20 protein-coding genes are annotated in these 18008 nt (G+C 42.6%); 13 read left to right on the plus strand and 7 right to left on the minus strand.

The window, feature by feature from the left end; all coding sequences use genetic code 11:
• Positions 1-78: 78 nt before the first annotated feature.
• The gene (locus tag TV75_RS12950; RefSeq protein WP_044339183.1) at positions 79-1011 is read left to right on the plus strand and encodes a phosphotransferase; all 933 of its coding nucleotides are present in this window, start codon (positions 79-81) and stop codon (positions 1009-1011) included.
• A gap of 23 nt (positions 1012-1034) precedes the next feature.
• Here TV75_RS12950 and TV75_RS12955 read toward each other — a convergent pair whose 3' ends face one another.
• Positions 1035-1538, minus strand: a complete 504-nt coding sequence (locus TV75_RS12955; RefSeq protein ID WP_044339184.1) for a peroxiredoxin family protein — start codon at positions 1536-1538, stop codon at positions 1035-1037.
• Between the two features lie 179 nt (positions 1539-1717).
• Here TV75_RS12955 and TV75_RS21540 point away from each other — a divergent pair, with 179 nt between their 5' ends.
• Together TV75_RS21540 and TV75_RS12960 are read left to right on the plus strand one after the other, a co-directional pair.
• Complete coding sequence (locus TV75_RS21540; protein WP_082051278.1) at positions 1718-2011, plus strand: phospholipase; 294 nt, start codon at positions 1718-1720, stop codon at positions 2009-2011.
• Positions 2012-2367: 356 nt separating this feature from the next.
• A complete protein-coding gene (locus TV75_RS12960; RefSeq protein ID WP_044339185.1) occupies positions 2368-3465 on the plus strand; it encodes an acyltransferase in 1098 nt (365 codons plus the stop codon).
• A 94-nt stretch (positions 3466-3559) separates the two neighbouring features.
• Here TV75_RS12960 and TV75_RS12965 read toward each other — a convergent pair whose 3' ends face one another.
• Together TV75_RS12965 and TV75_RS12970 are read right to left on the minus strand one after the other, a co-directional pair.
• Positions 3560-4003: a GNAT family N-acetyltransferase gene (locus TV75_RS12965; RefSeq protein WP_052504555.1), complete on the minus strand. Its 444-nt coding sequence runs from the start codon at positions 4001-4003 to the stop codon at positions 3560-3562.
• A gap of 136 nt (positions 4004-4139) precedes the next feature.
• Complete coding sequence (locus TV75_RS12970; protein WP_044339187.1) at positions 4140-4592, minus strand: DUF2269 family protein; 453 nt, start codon at positions 4590-4592, stop codon at positions 4140-4142.
• Positions 4593-4691: 99 nt separating this feature from the next.
• Between TV75_RS12970 and TV75_RS12975 the strand changes: the two genes are divergently transcribed.
• Positions 4692-5414 carry a 5-formyltetrahydrofolate cyclo-ligase gene (locus TV75_RS12975; RefSeq protein WP_044339188.1) on the plus strand — a complete coding sequence of 241 codons (723 nt, stop codon included), beginning with the start codon at positions 4692-4694 and terminating at the stop codon, positions 5412-5414.
• A gap of 275 nt (positions 5415-5689) precedes the next feature.
• Here the strand turns inward: TV75_RS12975 and TV75_RS12980 are convergent, their stop codons facing one another.
• From TV75_RS12980 to TV75_RS12990, 3 genes are all read right to left on the minus strand, one after another.
• Positions 5690-6247, minus strand: coding sequence for a beta-class carbonic anhydrase (locus TV75_RS12980; RefSeq protein WP_044339189.1), 558 nt, complete (start codon positions 6245-6247; stop codon positions 5690-5692).
• 28 nt (positions 6248-6275) lie between these two features.
• Positions 6276-6773, minus strand: a complete 498-nt coding sequence (locus TV75_RS12985) for a hypothetical protein (protein ID WP_044339190.1) — start codon at positions 6771-6773, stop codon at positions 6276-6278.
• A 116-nt stretch (positions 6774-6889) separates the two neighbouring features.
• Positions 6890-7540, minus strand: coding sequence for a cobalamin B12-binding domain-containing protein (locus tag TV75_RS12990; protein WP_052504556.1), 651 nt, complete (start codon positions 7538-7540; stop codon positions 6890-6892).
• Between the two features lie 345 nt (positions 7541-7885).
• On the opposite strand from TV75_RS12990, the gene queF reads away from it, so the two are divergent.
• The 9 genes from queF to TV75_RS13030 all read left to right on the plus strand — a co-directional run bounded on the left by queF (position 7886) and on the right by TV75_RS13030 (position 17704).
• On the plus strand, positions 7886-8383 hold the full coding sequence (gene queF, locus TV75_RS12995) for a preQ(1) synthase (RefSeq protein ID WP_044339191.1): 498 nt from the start codon (positions 7886-7888) through the stop codon (positions 8381-8383).
• A gap of 395 nt (positions 8384-8778) precedes the next feature.
• On the plus strand, positions 8779-9678 hold the full coding sequence (locus TV75_RS13000; RefSeq protein WP_044339192.1) for an EamA family transporter: 900 nt from the start codon (positions 8779-8781) through the stop codon (positions 9676-9678).
• Positions 9679-9936: 258 nt separating this feature from the next.
• Positions 9937-10785 carry a YitT family protein gene (locus TV75_RS13005; protein ID WP_044339193.1) on the plus strand — a complete coding sequence of 283 codons (849 nt, stop codon included), beginning with the start codon at positions 9937-9939 and terminating at the stop codon, positions 10783-10785.
• 125 nt (positions 10786-10910) lie between these two features.
• Entirely contained in the window at positions 10911-12548 is a 1638-nt protein-coding gene (locus tag TV75_RS13010) for a DUF2339 domain-containing protein (RefSeq protein WP_044339194.1), read from the plus strand.
• Positions 12549-12627: 79 nt separating this feature from the next.
• A complete protein-coding gene (locus TV75_RS22545) occupies positions 12628-12741 on the plus strand; it encodes an RAxF-45 family protein (protein WP_098351140.1) in 114 nt (37 codons plus the stop codon).
• A 223-nt stretch (positions 12742-12964) separates the two neighbouring features.
• Positions 12965-14842 (plus strand): ribosomal protection-like ABC-F family protein, encoded by a 1878-nt coding sequence (gene abc-f, locus TV75_RS13015; RefSeq protein ID WP_044339195.1) that lies wholly within the window; start codon positions 12965-12967, stop codon positions 14840-14842.
• A gap of 89 nt (positions 14843-14931) precedes the next feature.
• Positions 14932-15900 carry an NAD(P)/FAD-dependent oxidoreductase gene (locus TV75_RS13020; RefSeq protein ID WP_044339196.1) on the plus strand — a complete coding sequence of 323 codons (969 nt, stop codon included), beginning with the start codon at positions 14932-14934 and terminating at the stop codon, positions 15898-15900.
• A gap of 106 nt (positions 15901-16006) precedes the next feature.
• Positions 16007-16522 (plus strand): GNAT family N-acetyltransferase, encoded by a 516-nt coding sequence (locus tag TV75_RS13025; protein WP_044339197.1) that lies wholly within the window; start codon positions 16007-16009, stop codon positions 16520-16522.
• Positions 16523-16621: 99 nt separating this feature from the next.
• Complete coding sequence (locus TV75_RS13030; protein WP_044339198.1) at positions 16622-17704, plus strand: nitric oxide synthase oxygenase; 1083 nt, start codon at positions 16622-16624, stop codon at positions 17702-17704.
• Positions 17705-17742: 38 nt separating this feature from the next.
• On the opposite strand, the gene TV75_RS13035 is transcribed toward TV75_RS13030, so the two are convergent.
• The gene (locus tag TV75_RS13035) at positions 17743-17973 is read right to left on the minus strand and encodes a hypothetical protein (RefSeq protein ID WP_253275534.1); all 231 of its coding nucleotides are present in this window, start codon (positions 17971-17973) and stop codon (positions 17743-17745) included.
• Positions 17974-18008 lie beyond the last annotated feature (35 nt).

The raw sequence follows: 18008 nt of genomic DNA on the forward strand, positions 1-18008 counted from the left end.
TTTTTTCCGATTAATTGAAACTTATCACATGGAGTTTAGGTTCTACAAAGAATAACACTTGAGAAAGGTGGTTAGGATGTGGCGAATAGTTGGGATGCTGAGATTGCTGTCACAATAAGTCAGGCAAAAACATTAATACAGAATCAATTTCCGGAACTTCATCCTGAAAAAATGGACATCATTGACTATGGTTTCGATAACACGGTTATGAACGTAAACAATGAGTGGGTTTTCCGGTTTCCAAGAAGGGAGATCGCCGTGAAGCTTTTAGAAACAGAAGGAAGGCTCTTACCACTGCTCGATGATATTAGCCTTGGACTCCAAATCCCGGTACCGATCTTTTTTGGAGAGCCTTCCCCTCAATACAAATGGCCCTTTCTCGGCTACCGGTACGTTGAAGGAACAATTCCATCCCGAGCACGTGGGGTAAATAGAGGAGGGGATTCAGCCCTCAAATTGGCATGGTTTCTAAAGAAGCTGCATCTTACGGATGTTTCAGAGGCCGGGAAACAGGGGGTACCTTATGATGAATTGGACCGGTTAGATGTTGAAAAACGGATTCCGGCCTTGGAAAAAAACATTCATGAAATCAGAGAATTAAACCTTTTTCACCAGGTTGGAAAGTTAATGGACTATCTTACAAACGTACCAAAAAAGCCATTACCCCCAGAAACCAGGCTGGTTCATGGGGACCTGCATTTTAAAAATGTGGTTGTGAATGAGAACGGGATCTTATCAGGTATTCTGGATTGGGGCGACGTCCACATTGGCCATCGAGCCATTGATTTAAATCTAGCATATAGTTATCTCAATCCTGCTGGAAGGGAGTTGTTTTTCAAAGAATATGGCGAGGTTGAGGAAGTCGAATTGGAATATGCCCGGTTCAAAGCCGTCTACACCAACGTCGTCCTGCTTCTATATGGTCATCATGAAAAACAGCCTCATACGGTTGTAGAAGCACAAAAGAGTTTGGAGCTTGCATTAAGAAGAGGGACGGACCTTGTTGAGTAACAAGGTCCGTCCCTCTTCTGATATCATTTAACGTTTTTTTGAATATACTTCACGATTTTTCTCAGTTCATTTGCATGTGGACGGCCAAAGGGGCTCGTCTGTCTTTGCTGGTACATGGTTTGTCCTTTTTCGTTCACAAGGAAGTATGCCGGTTCACCGTGCTGTCCGTGATCCTCATAGGGGGCATCTTCACCGTGATAGAACACATCATAGGCTTTGATGGCCTCCAGTTTTTCGTCGGCTAATACTGGGAATGTTAAATCCTCTTTGTTCGCAAACTCCTGTAAGTCCTCCAATTTATCACTGGAAATCGCAAGTATGTGAACGTTATGTTTTTCAAAATCCTCTTTGTTTGCTTGAAGTTCTCTTAACTCTTCCTGACATACCGGGCACCATGAGCCCCTGAAGAAAACGATGAGATGCCAGCTTTGATGCTCTTTTTGATGGTCCTCGAACGAGAATGTCTCACCTGAAACTGCCGGGAGCGTGAAATTTGGTACCGTATCATTTAAATGAAAAGTTGCCATTATTCATTCCTCCTATTTGTTTTCTTTCTAGTCAGATAGGCGTCAGGACAATCCTGACGGAAGCGTGATGCATAGAATAGAGTAATTAATTTGCTTACATGGATTGTATTTCCCCTTGTGAGAGAAACAAAACGTACTAATGTGCAAAGTGAGTAGAAAGGACGAAGGATATGAGAAGAATGAAGACAGGTCCAAATCTGTGTATTTTCCCGGGATACAAGTGGTGCGGACCGGGATGCAGCGGACCCGGCGCCCCCATCAACTCAGTTGACGCAGCATGTAAAGACCATGACCTGTGCTATGAGCGATACGGTCCAAGTTGTCAGTGTGACCGAATGTTTATGAGAAAGCTTAGGAACCATATTGATCCCGATACTCGAGAAGGAAGACATGCCTATCTAATGTATCAGTATATGAAGTTGCAGACGAAGGTCACATGTCAGGAAGATCGGTGCCCTAAGTCTTGGATATAGATAGGGGCCGCTTGGATTGTTCAAGCGGTCTATTTTAGTTAGTTTGAGACCATTTCTTATCCACTTATTCCCTCTTTTTCAAGTAAATTGGTGTTGAATTTTGTCGATATTTGTATAAAAATGGCTAGTGTACTCTAATAAGACATTGTTCTTATTTTTGCAAATGAAGAAAATTAGCGAATTTAATCTTTTATACCTTTCACGCTGATGACAGGCGTTTTCTTAAAGGAACGATGGTATGAAAGTATTCTATAAGGATTTAGAACAAAAGTTGCTTTTTACATTTGTTCACGGATTTTTATGCCTGATTCTATTACAATTACCTATGATATTGACAGCAAGAAAGGGGAGAGACCGTGTCAACACAAAAGAAAAAATATCTTTTTGAAATTCATTTTTTAAGAGCATTTGCTTGTTTAGCTGTATTGGGAGTTCACGTATCAGCTACTTATTACTCAATGAATGATAATACGTTCAATTGGTTTTCATACTTTTTAAATCAAGTAGGCCGTTTTGGAACGCCTATATTTGTTGTGATTGCCGGTTTTCTATTATTCTATCAAGTAAAAAGAAACACGTATTCCTTTAATAAATTTATCTCTTCCAGAATATCGAAAATCATTATGCCCTTGATATTATGGAGCTTGGTCTATCGTTTCTTACTCTATTATTTTGATAATCAACAGATTGGAGCAATAAAAACAGAGCTTGTTAAAATCTTTACAGGCGGTCACTTCTATCATCTCTATTTTATTGCTATTATCGTTCAATTTTATTTTATTTTTCCTATCCTGCAAAAGGTATTCAGAACGAAAATGGGATTGATTATTTTAACGGTCATTTCATTCTTTATCAGTTATAATATGATCGGTTTTGATCCTGGAATCGAAGGGTTCATCGGAGAGTTTATGGCAAGTAAATCGTTCATGCCGTTATGGATGTTCTATTTTTCATTCGGTGGGCTATTGGCCTTCTTCTGGGATGAAATCAGGGATTTTGCAACTGACTTTCCATGGATGATGCTAATCCTATCAATACTCATAACAGCAGGAGCAATCGTAGAGTATACGCTCAATGGAGATCTTACGAACCGAAGAGCAAGCAATTTATTGAATATTCCTCTATTAAGCATTGCCACTATCGGAATGTATCCTTTACTTTCCCATTGGAGTGTTCTGAAAAAACCTCTGACGTTATTAGGAAAGTATTCAATGGGGATTTACCTGGTTCATCCTTTTGTTCTTCACTTGATGAAAATATATTTACCTGCTTCTACGTGGAATATGATGTATCTGCCAATCACATTTGTCGCCGTTTTATTAATTTGTGTAGGTTTGATCCGACTTATTCAGCAGGTTCCATTTAGCAGTTATTTCATTCCTGTACCAAAAATCAAAAAAACACCAAACAAAGAAAGTGTAAGAACTGTTTCATCAAAAGAAGCTACGGCATAGACGAAAGAACCGGGTTGAACGCCCGGTTCTTTTTTTGTGAGATTCTACTGTTTTTACATGGAATGAGCAAGGCCGATGAGCTCAGGTAACCGTTTCACCGTAAGGAAAGTGTGTAGTGATACACGGTCTCTTCCTTTATATAACCATTCTTTTCATACAATCTCTGCGCTTGAACATTGTCCCAGTCGGTTTCCAAAATAAGCGACTTTCCATTGGTTTGCTCAGCGTGCTTTTTGGCAGCGTCCAACAACATCTGTCCGGCACCCTGATTTCTTACTTCTTGAGATACATAGAGGTCGTTCAGCTTCCATATCCGTTCCATGTAAATAGAGGAGAAAGAAGGGTACAACTGGGTGAAGCCTACATACCTTTCTTTTTCAATCGCAACAAAAATGACAGATTCATCCTGCGACAATCGTCCTTCAAGATACCGTTTTGCTCCAGACCTATCCGACACTTGATGATAAAACATACGATAAGAATTAAAAAGGTCCACAATTCCTTCTAAGTCTGAAAGTCGTGCCCGAGCTACCTTCATCCAATCCCTCCCTTTATACATTATTTTATGAGAGTGGGGAGAGAACATGCTTCTGATGATGGTCCCAGAATTAATCTACTCCCGGCTCAATTCAATAAAAAAACCAGCCCGCATAAAGCAGGCTGGCGGACTCAGATTAAAATGGTTTGATAGACATTAAGATAATAAGAATAATGGCTGCACTATGTATAATGATATTGAATGGTTTTAATTCTGAGTTGATTTTTCCGTAAGACTCAGGGACGTCATCACCTTTGTGACTGTGGATGATCTCGGCCATTTGCTTCACTTTTTTGGGCATGATGCCTGCAACGATGAATTGAACACCTATGTAAATCACGATGGACGCGATATACCAACCCGTTTTGAATAAATAAGGGTTCATAATACCCATAATGAGACCGGTAATAAGTAAAACGATACTGCCGACTTTTGCAAAGGTTTCGATCTTTTTGCTAAGCTCTAATGAGAATTTAGCCTGATGGGAGGTTTCAGGTGTTTTCATCACGACCGGCATGGCAAAGCTTGCACCAAGTCCAGCGACTGCAGCAACGACATGGACAAGAACCAATAATCCATAAATTGACATGTTATTCACCTCCACCTAAGGGAATTTTGAACAGATTTCATTGTATAGTAAATTAGTACTAATTTCCAGGTTTTTTTTGATAAAAGGGGAGAGAAAAGTATGAGTGAGAAAGATGAAATCAGGAATAAGGTATGGAAGCGGTTGACGGAAAATAAATTAGGCCGGTTTCCATTTCCGTTAGTAGGCCGCATCCCGAATTTCAAAGGGGCGGAAAAAGCTGCTACTTTTGTTCGATATATGGATACTTACAAAGATGCTGAGGTCGTAAAGGTAAATCCCGATGCACCACAGCTTCCACTTCGTGCAAATGTGTTGAAGGATGGGAAAACCTTGCTCATTCCAACACCGCGCTTGAAGGATGGGTTTGTCATGATCAAGCCTGAATGGGTACCCAAAGGAGAGGAGAGAAAGGCAGCGAGTATCAAGCATATGAACTCATATGGTCAAGTCATGCCACTGACGGACATACCTCATATTGACCTGATCGTCGTCGGTTCCGTTGCGATTCATCGTGATGGGAGAAGGCTTGGAAAAGGAGAGGGATATGCCGACCGTGAATATGCCATCCTGCGTGAAATTGGAAACAAACCAGTACCGGTCATCACCACCATTAACAGTGAGCAGCTTGTAGGAGACGACATCCCAAGAGATTCCTACGACCTCGCAGTCGACTGGATCGTCACCGAAGAAGGCATCACAGAAACCCGCACCCCATACCCAAAACCACAGGGCATCGAATGGGAACACGTTACCGAAGACGAAATGGAAAAGATGCCGATTTTGAAGGATTTGAAGAACTTCTCTGGAGGGACGGACCTTTAATTTGTAGTCAAATTATATGAAAGCTATAGGGACGGGCTTTTGGGAAAATTGGAGGTCCGTCCCTATAAAAAAACCTTGAAGGCAAAATCGCCTTCAAGGTTTTTTGGGGTTATGCTTGTCGCCTCTGAACGAGCCGCCTCCGCTTTTCTTCGATGTCCAGCTCCGGCGGCTAGAGGCTCGAGGTCATAAGATGAACCTACCAAAAAGGCAAAGAACGCCTTTCCGGTAGGTTCATCTTATGCTTGTCGCCTCTGAACGAGCCGCCTCCGCTTTTCTTAGTACCCTTCAACAACCAGATCAAGCTTTCCGGTTTCAGGACTGATGACAAGTCCATGGACAGGAATCTTTTTATCCATCAACGGATGGTTCTTGATCATGTCGACACTGTGGGCGACGCTTTCCTGTACTGAACTGAAGCCTTTCAGCCAGTCGTGCAGGTCGATGCCGGAATAGTTGACGGTGTCGAGTGTTTCTTCTGGAATCCCACGGTCCTTCATCTTGTCCAGGATTTTGTGGCTGTCAATGGCACTCATGCCGCAGTCATGGTGACCGATGACGAGTACTTCGTCTGCTTGAAGCTCATACACCGCAACGAGGAGGCTGCGCATGATACTACCGAATGGGTGGCTTACGACCGCACCGGCGTTTTTCACGATTTTTACATCGCCATTTCTCATGTTCATGGATTTAGGCAAAAGCTCTACTAAACGAGTATCCATACAAGTAAGAATGACTAAGCGTTTGTCCGGAAACTTGGTGGTTCTGTACTCTTCGTACGATTGTTCTTGTACAAACTGTTGGTTGTAATCAAGTATGTTCGTTAATAAAGTCATGTCGTCTACTCCTATAAATAAGTTTTTATCACTTCACATTTTGCTGAAGGTGATTTTCTATCTCTTTTATTTTATCCATAATTTCTTGCCGATTCCAATCAGAAGTATTGGAAAGTTTTAAATAAAGAGAAGATACTTTAGCCAGTACCTCTGTCAAATTCGGCTCTTTACGTGGGTAGGTGGACTTACCCATGAGATCGAATAAGCCATTCATTTGATCTGACACTTTCTTGTATTGAGCGTCCTTGGAAATGATGGCAAGATGGAAATACTGTTGCATATCGGAAAACTGAAAGAAAATATCAAACAGCTCGAAAGAATCATTTTTCTTCAAATTCAATTCTATTTCACCAGAGAAATTCTTATGAATGATCCGGGCGAACTTCGGAGAGCTTTCTTCTTCTATGATGGACATGAAGTTTTCTCCGGGCTTTAAAAGGTCGTACCCTGTATTAGAAGCATCTATTAAATTAAACTGCCTATCCAATAGTAGATAAGGAATCGGGCATAAATGCAGGTTTTCCACATGATCACTCCTTTTGGAAAGGTTAATGGACGTCATTGCCCGTTCTGCACAGAAGGTATCATGTGGGATAACATTCAGTTGAACCTTATGATGTTTGGCTATATAAGATGAAAGAGCTAGCCTTTCTGGGAAACAAGCTGCTCCGACATATCCGTCAGATACGAATTAAGCTCTAACAAGTCATTAAAACTGGTTACCTGTGATTTTTCCAGAAAACCGAGGGTATAGTTTGCAATCAATCGTCCCCCGACTAGAATTTCAATCTTCGGATGATGGTCTCTAATCTCTTCGATGCACTCTTTCAATCGAGACAGTTCCGTTGTCATACCGATGGATATTCCAATGGCATGAGGTTTCCAGGCATCAATGAAGGTTAAAGCATCTTTGACGGGAACGTTAGCTCCTAAGTAACGGGTATTCCATTGCTTTTCTTTGAATACTTCGTTCGCAAGCTCCAGTCCCAGACTGTGATGTTCACCCTCTATACAAAATAAAAGAGCTTTAGGATGGTTTTCCAAAGCTTCTTGATGGGTAAATACGGTGGCAAGTAAATATTTAAGGGTAGCAGTAGCTAAATGCTCATCTGCAACGGTAATTTGATTTTTCTCCCAAAGATCACCAATTCTATACATGGATGGTTTGATAACTTTCTCATAAAAAGTGAAATTATCCATTTTTGAGTGAATAGAAGACGAATGTAATTCCATCAAAGAATGAACGTCTCCTGCGAGAATGGACTTGGTGAAAGCCTGGACCAGCTGATTCATTTATGATCACTCCTAGCAAAAATACCAATTACTATATTCAATAGATAGAATTGAAATTCCTGCTAAAATTTCAACCTATATTTGGATTGACTTTCCCTGTATTCTTATTTAATATAACCTCTGTAACATTAATTGTCGCTCAACTAATTGAGAGAGGTTCATAGCATTAACCCTCTATAAAAAACTATGGTTCTATGAATCTAACATGAGACTATCTTAAACATGTTATCCTTTAAGCGTAACAGGATATAACAAATTTTGCAATTTACCTGCCTGTTATGTCGATTCTTAGGCTAATGCTATGTCCTCCTTCATTCGAGACACTCTGAAGGGGAGGATTTTTACATGTCAGGAAGAAAAGATGAAGATTTAACAGATTTATCATTATTAGGAAATCAAGGAACAAATTACTTATTCGAATATGCTCCACAGATCCTGGAAGCATTCGACAATAAGCATCCGAACCGGGATTATTTTGTGAAATTCAATTGTCCTGAATTTACAAGTCTCTGTCCGAAGACCGGTCAGCCGGACTTCGCAACCATCTATATCAGCTACATCCCGGGTGAAAAGATGGTGGAAAGCAAATCACTCAAGCTATACCTGTTCAGCTTCCGCAATCACGGGGATTTCCATGAAGACTGCATGAACATCATCATGAATGATCTCATCGAATTAATGGATCCGCGCTATATAGAAGTATGGGGTAAATTCACCCCACGCGGCGGAATCAGCATTGATCCTTATTGTAACTATGGGAAGCCTGGTACCAAATACGAAACGATGGCAGACCACCGCTTGATGAATCATGACTTGTATCCGGAGAAGATTGATAATCGATAATATGGAAGAACGATCCCATTAATGGGGTCGTTCTTTTTTGATCATTTTGGAAGATTATGTGGGAATAATTGTTAAACGGCTGGATTATTAGTGAAAACGGCCGGATTATCTAACAAAATGGCTGGATTATCAGTCGATTCGGCCGGATTTTCCAACAGATCGGCTGAATTATCCGAGCTTCCGGCTGGATTATCCATCTAACCGGAATCGGACACCCGTATTAGGAAAGATCCTCTAACCCTTAAAACGATTTGGAATGTAAATGAGCCCAAATAGCCCTTATAGAGTGACAGTGTGGTCGGGTAGTTCAAGATAAACTCTGGGCGAATATTTCTATTGCCGAAATAAATAGCGGGGATTATACTTGCGAGAGAGTTAGAAAAGGAGGGAGCGGGATGAAACCATTAAACGCATCTCTTTGTGTGCTGATCGGTGCCAGCTCATACGGAATTCATGCTTCTGTCGTGAAGCTTGGATTTGCTGAAGGATACTCCGTGTCAGAAGTGACGGGTGTTCAATATTTATTTGGAGTGGTCATGCTATTCCTGGCTTTTCTTTTTACGAAAAAAATCAACCTAAGTAAAAAACATTGGATTTCGCTCCTGGGAGTCGGGGTTTTGCTCAGTATGACGGGGATCTTTTATGGACTCAGTCTTCATGCAGTACCAGCTTCCATTGCGGTTGTCATGCTTTTTCAATTTACGTGGATCGGCGTTTTGATTGAAACCATCTATATGAAGAAACTTCCTTCTATTAAAAAGTTGGTGTCTGTACTGTTTCTTTGGATGGGAACTCTCTTGGCAGGCGGGATCGGCTCTTCATCAGGCTTCAGATGGATGGAAAACAGTATGGGGATCCTATTTGGATTCTTTGCAGCCATCACCTTCGCCCTGTTTATTTTCTTCAGCGGAAAAGTGGCGAAAGAAGTACCGACGATTCAGAAGAGTATGATGATCACCCTTGGTGGTCTGCTTGTCGTCCTTAACGCGTTTCGCCCGGCTTTTCTAACAGACCCGGTGCAAATCGTAGAGATGGCTGACTTCGGATTTCTTGTCGGGATTTTCGGAAGCATCCTTCCTGTCGTCTTCTTCGCCATCGGCACACCCCATATCGATTCAAGTCTATCGACCATCATGGGGGCAGCCGAACTTCCGGCTGCAATCCTTGCAGCCATGTGGATCCTGGAGGAACAAGTCCTTCCCTTGCAGTTCATTGGAATCCTGCTCATTTTAATCGGAATTGCGATTCCCCAATTTCATATGGGATCTGCCCAACCGCGGAATCAATACGGGTAAAAAGGAAAGCTCTCTTCTTTGGTGAAGGGAGCTACTTTCCGGTGGAGGCTAAAACTCCTTTTATACCCTGAATGTGACCCCTTAAACCTAAACCCCATCCTCATAACATCTGCAAACCCTTCCAATTTTCACAATTATTAAACCTTATTTTTTTAACCGTATTCCCTTTACAAAGGGTCTTGATGGGCTTTATAATCCCGTTGTTCAACTTTTTACGGAAAACCAAAAAAAATTTTAAAGAAAAAGGAGGTTGCGGTGATGCGACAAAGAATATTTTCCTTCTTAATGATGAATCTCGGAGCATTTCTTGTTTCGGTGAATGTCCATTTTTTCTTATCGCCTAATAATTTAGCGACAGGGGGAGTCAGTGGATTGTCGATCATCATGAACGATCTGTTTCCTGGAATATCCCTTGGACTGTTCATGATCATCATCAATATCGTATTATTTATCGTCGGTGTGATCTTTCTCGGCTTTAATTTCGGTGCGAAAACCATTTACGCAAGTTTCGCCCTTTCATTCTACGTTTGGTTATTAGAGAGAGTTGCCCCGATGAGCGCTCCATTAAGTGATGATATCTTAATTCAATTGATCATCGGTCAATGCATTGCCGCAACCGGTATGGCCATCGTGTTCAACCAGCAGGCATCAACGGGTGGGACAGATATCGTGGCCCTGATCTTTAATAAATATTTCAATATAGATGTAGGCAGAGGAGTTCTACTGGCTGATTTATCAATCGCCATGTCCTCCGCCGTACTATTCGGACCGCAAGTCGGAATGTATGCATTCTTCGGTGTCATCCTGAACGGACTGGTCATCGATTATGCATTGCAGCAATTCAATTCAAATAAAGAGATTGTGATCATAAGCAGGTACAGCGATGAGATCAAGTCTTATATCGTTCATGAACTGGGAAAAGGAGCTACGATTCATACGGCAACGGGAGCATTCACTTCCGATGAAAAGGAAGTCATCACGACCATCCTTGGTCGCAAGGACTTCTCCAAGTTAAAAGGGTTCATCACCCAGGTCGATAATCGTGCATTCATCACCGTTCACACAATGAATGAAATCCTTGGTCAAAACTTTAAACGACTGGCATAGAAACAAAGCTTCACCTTTCAATAAGGTGGAGCTTTTTCTTTGTCAAAAAATATTATCCTACTTTCCAGAAAATAAAGGAAAATCTTGGGCTCTTCCTGTATAAATAGAAGGTAGGGGGTGGAAATATGGAGAAAGAAGAGTTTGAACGCCTGGAACGAAAAATCAGCACTCTTGAAAAAGAGCTGTACCTTGTGAAGAGGCAGTTGATACAAGCGAAGAGTGAAAGTGAAGTGCCTGTCATTCATAAAGCTAAAGTGTATGAAGAACCCGAGAAGCAGTTACCTGCTGAGGAAAGTGAGCCATTCATCGAAAAAGAACCATTCGATTTCTCAGTGGAGCGCTGGCTTCCAAAAGTGTTTTTGTTTGTTCTATTGATAGGCAGTATCTGGGGCTTTATGGCTGCTTCTCAAAATGGATGGGTTACGCCTGGGTTGAGGGTGTTGACGGGGGCTGTCATCAGTATCGTGATGTATTTCTTAGGGGAACGGTATATCAGGGATCAAAGGAAATTAGCCCTCACGCTGCTGTCGGGGAGCATCGTCCTTTCGATCATTACGTTATTCTCAGCAAACATTTTATATGGATATATAAGTGGACTCATTACGAATCTACTATTACTCGTCATTATTTCTGTCGGCCTGTGGATTTCGCATAAGCATGGTTCTGAAGTTGTCCTGTGCTTGATCGGGGCAGGAGCGTATCTGTTTCCGTTTATTTTCGCAGGGGACGAACGGAATGAGTGGTTGTTTTACGGATATGAGTTAGTATTGTTCTTTGTGTTAATGACCTTCAGTACGGTGAAACGATATCGGATTGCCTGGAATATTCATTATTATTTACTTTATTTTTCATTGTTTTTCTTTGCGGCCTTTGGAGTAGGGGCGATGACGCTGACGGTTCTGGTTCCATTTGCAATTCAGCACGCCTATATTTTACTGTTGATCGTACTTAACCGGGATGAACGGGTGAGTGCCGAAATGATTCCGGCTCTGGTCACGGGCTCATTCATTCTTCTTGGATTATTGAATGATATTTACGCAGGGATCCCACTCTTTTATTATGTGATTTTCGCTGGGGTGTATATAGGCGTTTCGTTCATTGAACCGAAGGAGAAGAAACAAACAAAGGATGTCCTCCTGGTCTTAGGCTTCCTGCATGTGCTCCTCTTCTTGTTTGAACTATTCGAATACGATTGGCGCTTTGTCTTAGTCGGCCTTCAGGCTACTGCCCTTTTATGGCTTGCAGGAAGAAGGGAAAGCTATCTTGGTTTGATCGCTTCCATTCTTTTGATGATGTGTTCCTTCCTCGCAGTTCTGGTCGGTGCATCTGATGATTTCTTTACGATTGAACTGCCGATTTTTGTGATCGCTTTTGGCTATGTGTACCTGTTTACCCGATACAATAAGAAAGAGTCGTCTTTCTTAAACGTGTCGACAACGGCGATTAAAGTCGTGTTGACAGGGCTTGTGATGTTCTTCGTGTTACGATTGACGGATTTCATTGTAATCGGCTGGGATTATACCCCGCGTACCACCGCCTTCACCGTAGCGATTGCGGCTCTGTCCATTGCTTATCTCATCTACGGTGAAAGTAGGAAGGACGCCTTTTACCGATGGGTGGGGATCAGCTTTTTAGCTCTGGCATTGGTGAAATTCTTCCTGGCTGACCTTGTGTTTCTTGATTTCACGATCCGTGCCATGATCCTTATACCGATTGGCGTGATCGGCCTTGTGCTATCAAGGATTTTGTATAGAAAAGAATAAACACATTGCAAAAGCTTTCAGAATAATTATATAATGGTGATAGTAACTAACGTGTAATGGAAAAGGAGGTGGAATTGAGATGAATCGTTCTGTAGGATTGCGTGGGAAGTATTTAGACTATATTTACATTTGCCGTGCAATTTTTCATGCATTTGCGTTCAAGGGGACACGTATGCCCTTTTTTAGCAAATGAATATGAATACTGAACGGTAAGAGGTCTCAATTCCAATCACTTTTCTATAAAGAATCGGAAAAAGGGGGCGTTTTCGCTCTCTTTTTTTATTCCTTCTTTAATAAAAGGGGAAGTGCCAGCGCACTTCGATCAGCCATGGGTGAGCCGTCTGCTTCCTCATGGCTTTTTTGTGATCATAACGGAACCTCTTACCTTAAAATAGATGACCGAAAGGAAGAGGAACATGATACTATGCAGTGCACAGGAATTAAGCAAGATGTTTGGAGGACATTTAATATTTGAGGAATTATCCTTTGAAATACCGGAAAGAGCCAGAATCGGTCTCGTTGGAAGAAATGGGACAGGGAAGACGACGATATTTAAATTATTATCAGGAGTCGAATCCCCTGATAAAGGTCTCGTTCATTTAAAAAAGGGGGCCAAGGTAGGTTATCTTGCACAAATCCCTCACTATCCGGAAGGGACCAAGGGAATCGACGTATTACGCTCTGCGTTTTCCGATTTGATCAAGACCGGTGAGCGATTAAAAGAGCTGGAATGTCAAATGGGGACGGAGCAGGATGCTGATATCCTCAACCGTTTATTAGAGGAATACGGCAAAATTCAGGACCAATTCACCCTTGCCGGGGGATATGAAATGGAATCCAATATTTCCAGAATTGTGAACGGACTTGATATCAGTGAACTAGTCGGGAAAGACTTCAATGACTGCAGCGGCGGTGAACAGACAAAGCTTTGTTTAGGGTTGATCCTACTGCAAAAGCCTGACCTCCTGCTCCTTGATGAACCAACGAACCACCTGGATATTGGAGCCGTTGAATGGCTGGAGGAATTTTTGAAGGAGTATGAAGGAACCGTAGTCTGTATTTCCCATGATCGCTATTTCCTAGATAACGTGATTACAAAGGTATATGACCTAGAGGATGGGGAATTGACGATTTATCACACGAACTACTCCGGTTTTGTGAAGGAAAAGGAAGATCGCTTGATGATCGAATTTCAAGCCTATCAGGAGCAGCAGAAGAAAATCAAGAAAATGAAAGAAGCCATTAAACGCCTGAAGGAATGGGCGAATCAAGCTAATCCTCCCAACGAAGCTCTCCATAAACGGGCTCGTAACATGGAAAGGGCGTTGGAACGTATGGAGAAGATCAAGCGCCCGATCCTGGATCGCAAGAAGATGGGCCTGGAATTCGAAGAGACAGATCGAAGCGGGAAAATCGTGTTTTCCATGGAGAATGTTTCAAAGTCTTATGGGGACAAAAGGTTGTTCAGTGACGCCGGTCTCCTCGTCCATTTCAAGGATCGTACCGCGATTGTCGGGCAGAATGGAACCGGTAAGTCAACGATCATCAGAATGCTTCTCGGAGAAGAGACCGCCGATACCGGTGTTGTGAAAATCGGAAGTAACGTGAAATTAGGCTATCTTTCCCAACACTTTACGGTGACGGATCCCAGTGTCCGTTTGATTGATGCGTTCAGGGAAGAGGTTCCCGTGACAGAGGGGGATGCCCGGCATATACTAGCTAAATTTTTATTTTATGGGCCGAATGTGTTCAGGAAAGTGGGTCAGCTGAGCGGCGGAGAAAAAATGAGACTGCGCCTTGCCCAATTGATGCATCAGGATATTAACTTCCTTGTCCTTGATGAGCCGACGAACCACCTGGATATAGATTCACGGGAGGTGTTGGAGGATGCCCTGGAGGACTTTAAAGGCACGATCCTGGCTGTATCTCATGACCGGTACTTTTTAAATAAGTTATTTAAGAAAACCTACTGGATTCATAAAGGGGAGCTCCATTACTTTGATGGACCCTATAGCTGGGCAAAGGAAAAGCTTCCTGAGCCGGTCCCACAGGAAGTGCCTGTAGCACCCGTAAAAAAACAAGCAGAGCCTAAAGCTGTTCCGATGAAACCGTCGCAGACGATGGAAGAAATAGAAGCTGAGCTTGAAAGGGTTGAAGAAGTAATTTTTGCTATTGAAGAAAAGCTTCTCGCACAAAGTGACTTGGACATTCTTCAGGAGTTATATATGGAAAAAGAACAGAAAGAGAAGGAACGGGACAAAATGTATCAGGAGCTAGAAGATTTTATGGATTAATGTAGAAGGGAGGTGCCGCTGAAGCCATCTCCCTTCCCTTATTTCCAATGACCTTTGTATAATGGGAAAAAAGAGAGGATGAGAGAAGGATGTCGAAAAAAGAAGTGATCATCATTGGTGGCGGCTTGTCAGGGATCATGGCTGCCAATACGTTAAAAGATAATGGAATAACCGATATCATTGTCATTGAAAAGAGTAGAAGTGTCGGAGGGAGACTCGCCACCAGACGGATTCAAGACGGAAAAGCGGATCACGGTGCGCAGTTCTTCACTGTGCGCTCCACAGAACTTCAAAGGGACGTTGAGAATTGGCTCCAGGCAGGCTGGATTAAAAAATGGTTCGGCAATCCCTACCCGCGCTACACCTCAGTCAATGGTATGAACGCCCTGGCCAAGAACCTGGCCGAATCCCTTCCAATAAAACTCAACACAAAAGTTTCCTCCATCCGTGATGGGAGGGACGGACCTCTGGAAGTGGAGTTGGATAATGGTGAGAAGATCCTTGGTGAACATATCATTGTAACGGCTCCTGTACCACAGGCTCTTACATTGCTGTCTGAAATCGAGGCCACGGAGATGAACACTATCACATTTGCTCCATGTTTCGTGGGTTTATTCACATTTGAAAAGGAGAGCATCATACCTGTACCGGGACACAAGGACGAGCAGTTACCGCCGGGAGTAGAACGGGTGGTGGATCACTACAAAAAAGGAATTTCTTCAACAGTAACGGTGAGTGTGTATATGACGGGAGCTTGGTCGAAGGAGAGGTTTGACCTCGAGGGTGATACCATTTTGGGTGAAATTAAAAAGGTTGCAGAACTTCACCTAGGAGATGAAAACCAAATAGTTGATTCACAATTGAAACGGTGGAAATATGCCGAGGCAGAAGAAGTCGTTCGTTCTCCTTATGTGGAGATCGGGAAGGATCAGCGGGTAATCGTTTGTGGGGATGCCTTTTTAAGGGGAGATGATGAAGCGGGCAGAACCCGTTTTGAAAGTGCCTATTTATCCGGGATTTCAGCGGGTGAGAGAGTGGCAGTGAAGCTGAAGGGGTAAATCACTAGTTTTTCAATATGACTTGAGGAGAGCCTGTATAACCATCATTTCATCAAGCAACACTAGAGAGAGTACATAAAATTCTATGATAAGAAGAGGAAAAAACATGAACATACAACTAAAGCAAGCGGGCTCAGAGCAACTCGATACCATCATGGACGTTTATATAAGATGCAAGAAAGATCTAGATGAAAAGGGATTGCTTCAATGGAATGATCAATATCCGAGCCGTGACTATTTTAAAGAAGAAATGAATGACGGCAATCTTTATGTCTTAATGGTCAATGATAAAGTGGCGGGATCAGTGACCTTGAATGATTGGCAGTCTCCTGAGTGGTCGGAGATTCCATGGAAGCTCGCAAACGAATGGGTGATTCATGCATTGTTTCTTGATCCCCTTCAGCAGGGAAATGGGTTGGGGAAAGTATTCATTGAGAAGTGTGAGGAGCTTGCTCGTGAAAAAGGGTTCGAGAGTATCCGATTAGATGCGTATTCAAGGAACACGGGAGCCAATTCTCTATATGAAAAGATGGGCTATGAGTACCGGGGATCGGTCTATTTCACCTCTAAACCAGTGGGGCATCAGGAGTATCGCTGCTACGAGAAAGCACTGACTCTCTAAGATTCAATGGTTGTTCAAATGTACCAAGGAAAAGTGCATAGGATAAATGGTATACTCAAAGGTACAGCATGCGCTGAATAAGATAGCAGGGAAGCGATTATGTTGACATCGATTTTGGATGAGGCGAGGGCCTTCATTGAGCAATGTTATCAGGAACTGAATAAAAGCGAAACAGACATGATGCTTCGCTTACGACAAATAGAAGATGAACTAAAAACAGAAGGAACTTATACCCATACCACAGAAGAGCTTGTGCACGGAGCGAAGATGGCGTGGAGAAACAGCAATCGCTGTATCGGCCGGTTGTTCTGGAATTCGTTGAACGTGTTTGACGAACGGGATGCCTCCACTGAAGTTGAGGTGTTCGAAGCGTTAGAACGGCACCTTGACTATGCATCTAACAATGGTAGAATCCGTCCGACGATCACCATCTTCAGACCGTCTCAACCGCACCAAACGGACATCCGAATATGGAATCATCAATTGATCAGATATGCTGGATATGTTGAGGATGGGCAGTTTGCAGGGGATCCGCATTCCATCGATTTTACGAAGAAATGTGAGGAAATCGGCTGGAAAGGGCAGGGTACTCACTTTGATGTCCTGCCTCTCGTCGTGCAAATCGGGGACGGACCTCCACAATGGAAAGAGATTGATCTTGATCTGAGGTTGGAGGTTCCCCTACGCCACCCTGAATTTGACTGGTTCCGGGATCTTGGGTTGAAGTGGTATGGAGTCCCGATCATTTCTGATATGGAATTGAAGATAGGAGGCATCTCCTATAAAGCAGCTCCGTTCAACGGCTGGTATATGGAAACGGAAATCGGTGCAAGGAACCTTGCAGACGAGAATCGTTATAATCTTTTACCTAAAGTAGCGAGCTGTATGGGGTTGGATATGTCGAGAGCGGCAACTTTGTGGAAAGATAAAGCGCTGATCGAGTTGAATATCGCCGTGCTCCATTCCTTTAAAGAAGATGGAGTCAGCATCGTCGATCATCATACGGCTGCTCAGCAATTCCGTTTATTTGAAGAGAACGAAAAGAGCGCTGACCGTGATGTGACCGGGGACTGGACATGGTTGATTCCACCTGTGTCACCGGCGACGACTCATATATTTCATAAAGAATACGACAATACGTGGAATTCGACGAATTATTTCTATCAGGATAGACCTTATTAAGGAGAGCTGTTTTCTGTTTCGCACAGAAAGCAGCTTTTTTAAAACGTAAAAGGCGGACGTTTGGACACCTCATAATATTGAAACCAAAACCTGAATTCATCAAATAAGACATGGCCGTCGAATGTGAAATTCTCAAAGAAATCCTCAACTAATTCTGTGTCGGCATCATCCATAATGCCGGTCACATAAAGAGGCGTCTTGAAGCGCTTGTATAAATCCTCATATCCATAAAAGCTGAACAAATCCTCGAGTTGTTGTTCATTCATCATCTTCACCTTCCTTACTAGTAGGCTTTCTCTATCTT

Origin of the sequence: Rossellomorea aquimaris (genome assembly GCF_000935355.1) — a bacterium.
GTDB classification, from domain to species: Bacteria; Bacillota; Bacilli; order Bacillales; family Bacillaceae_B; genus Rossellomorea; species Rossellomorea aquimaris_B.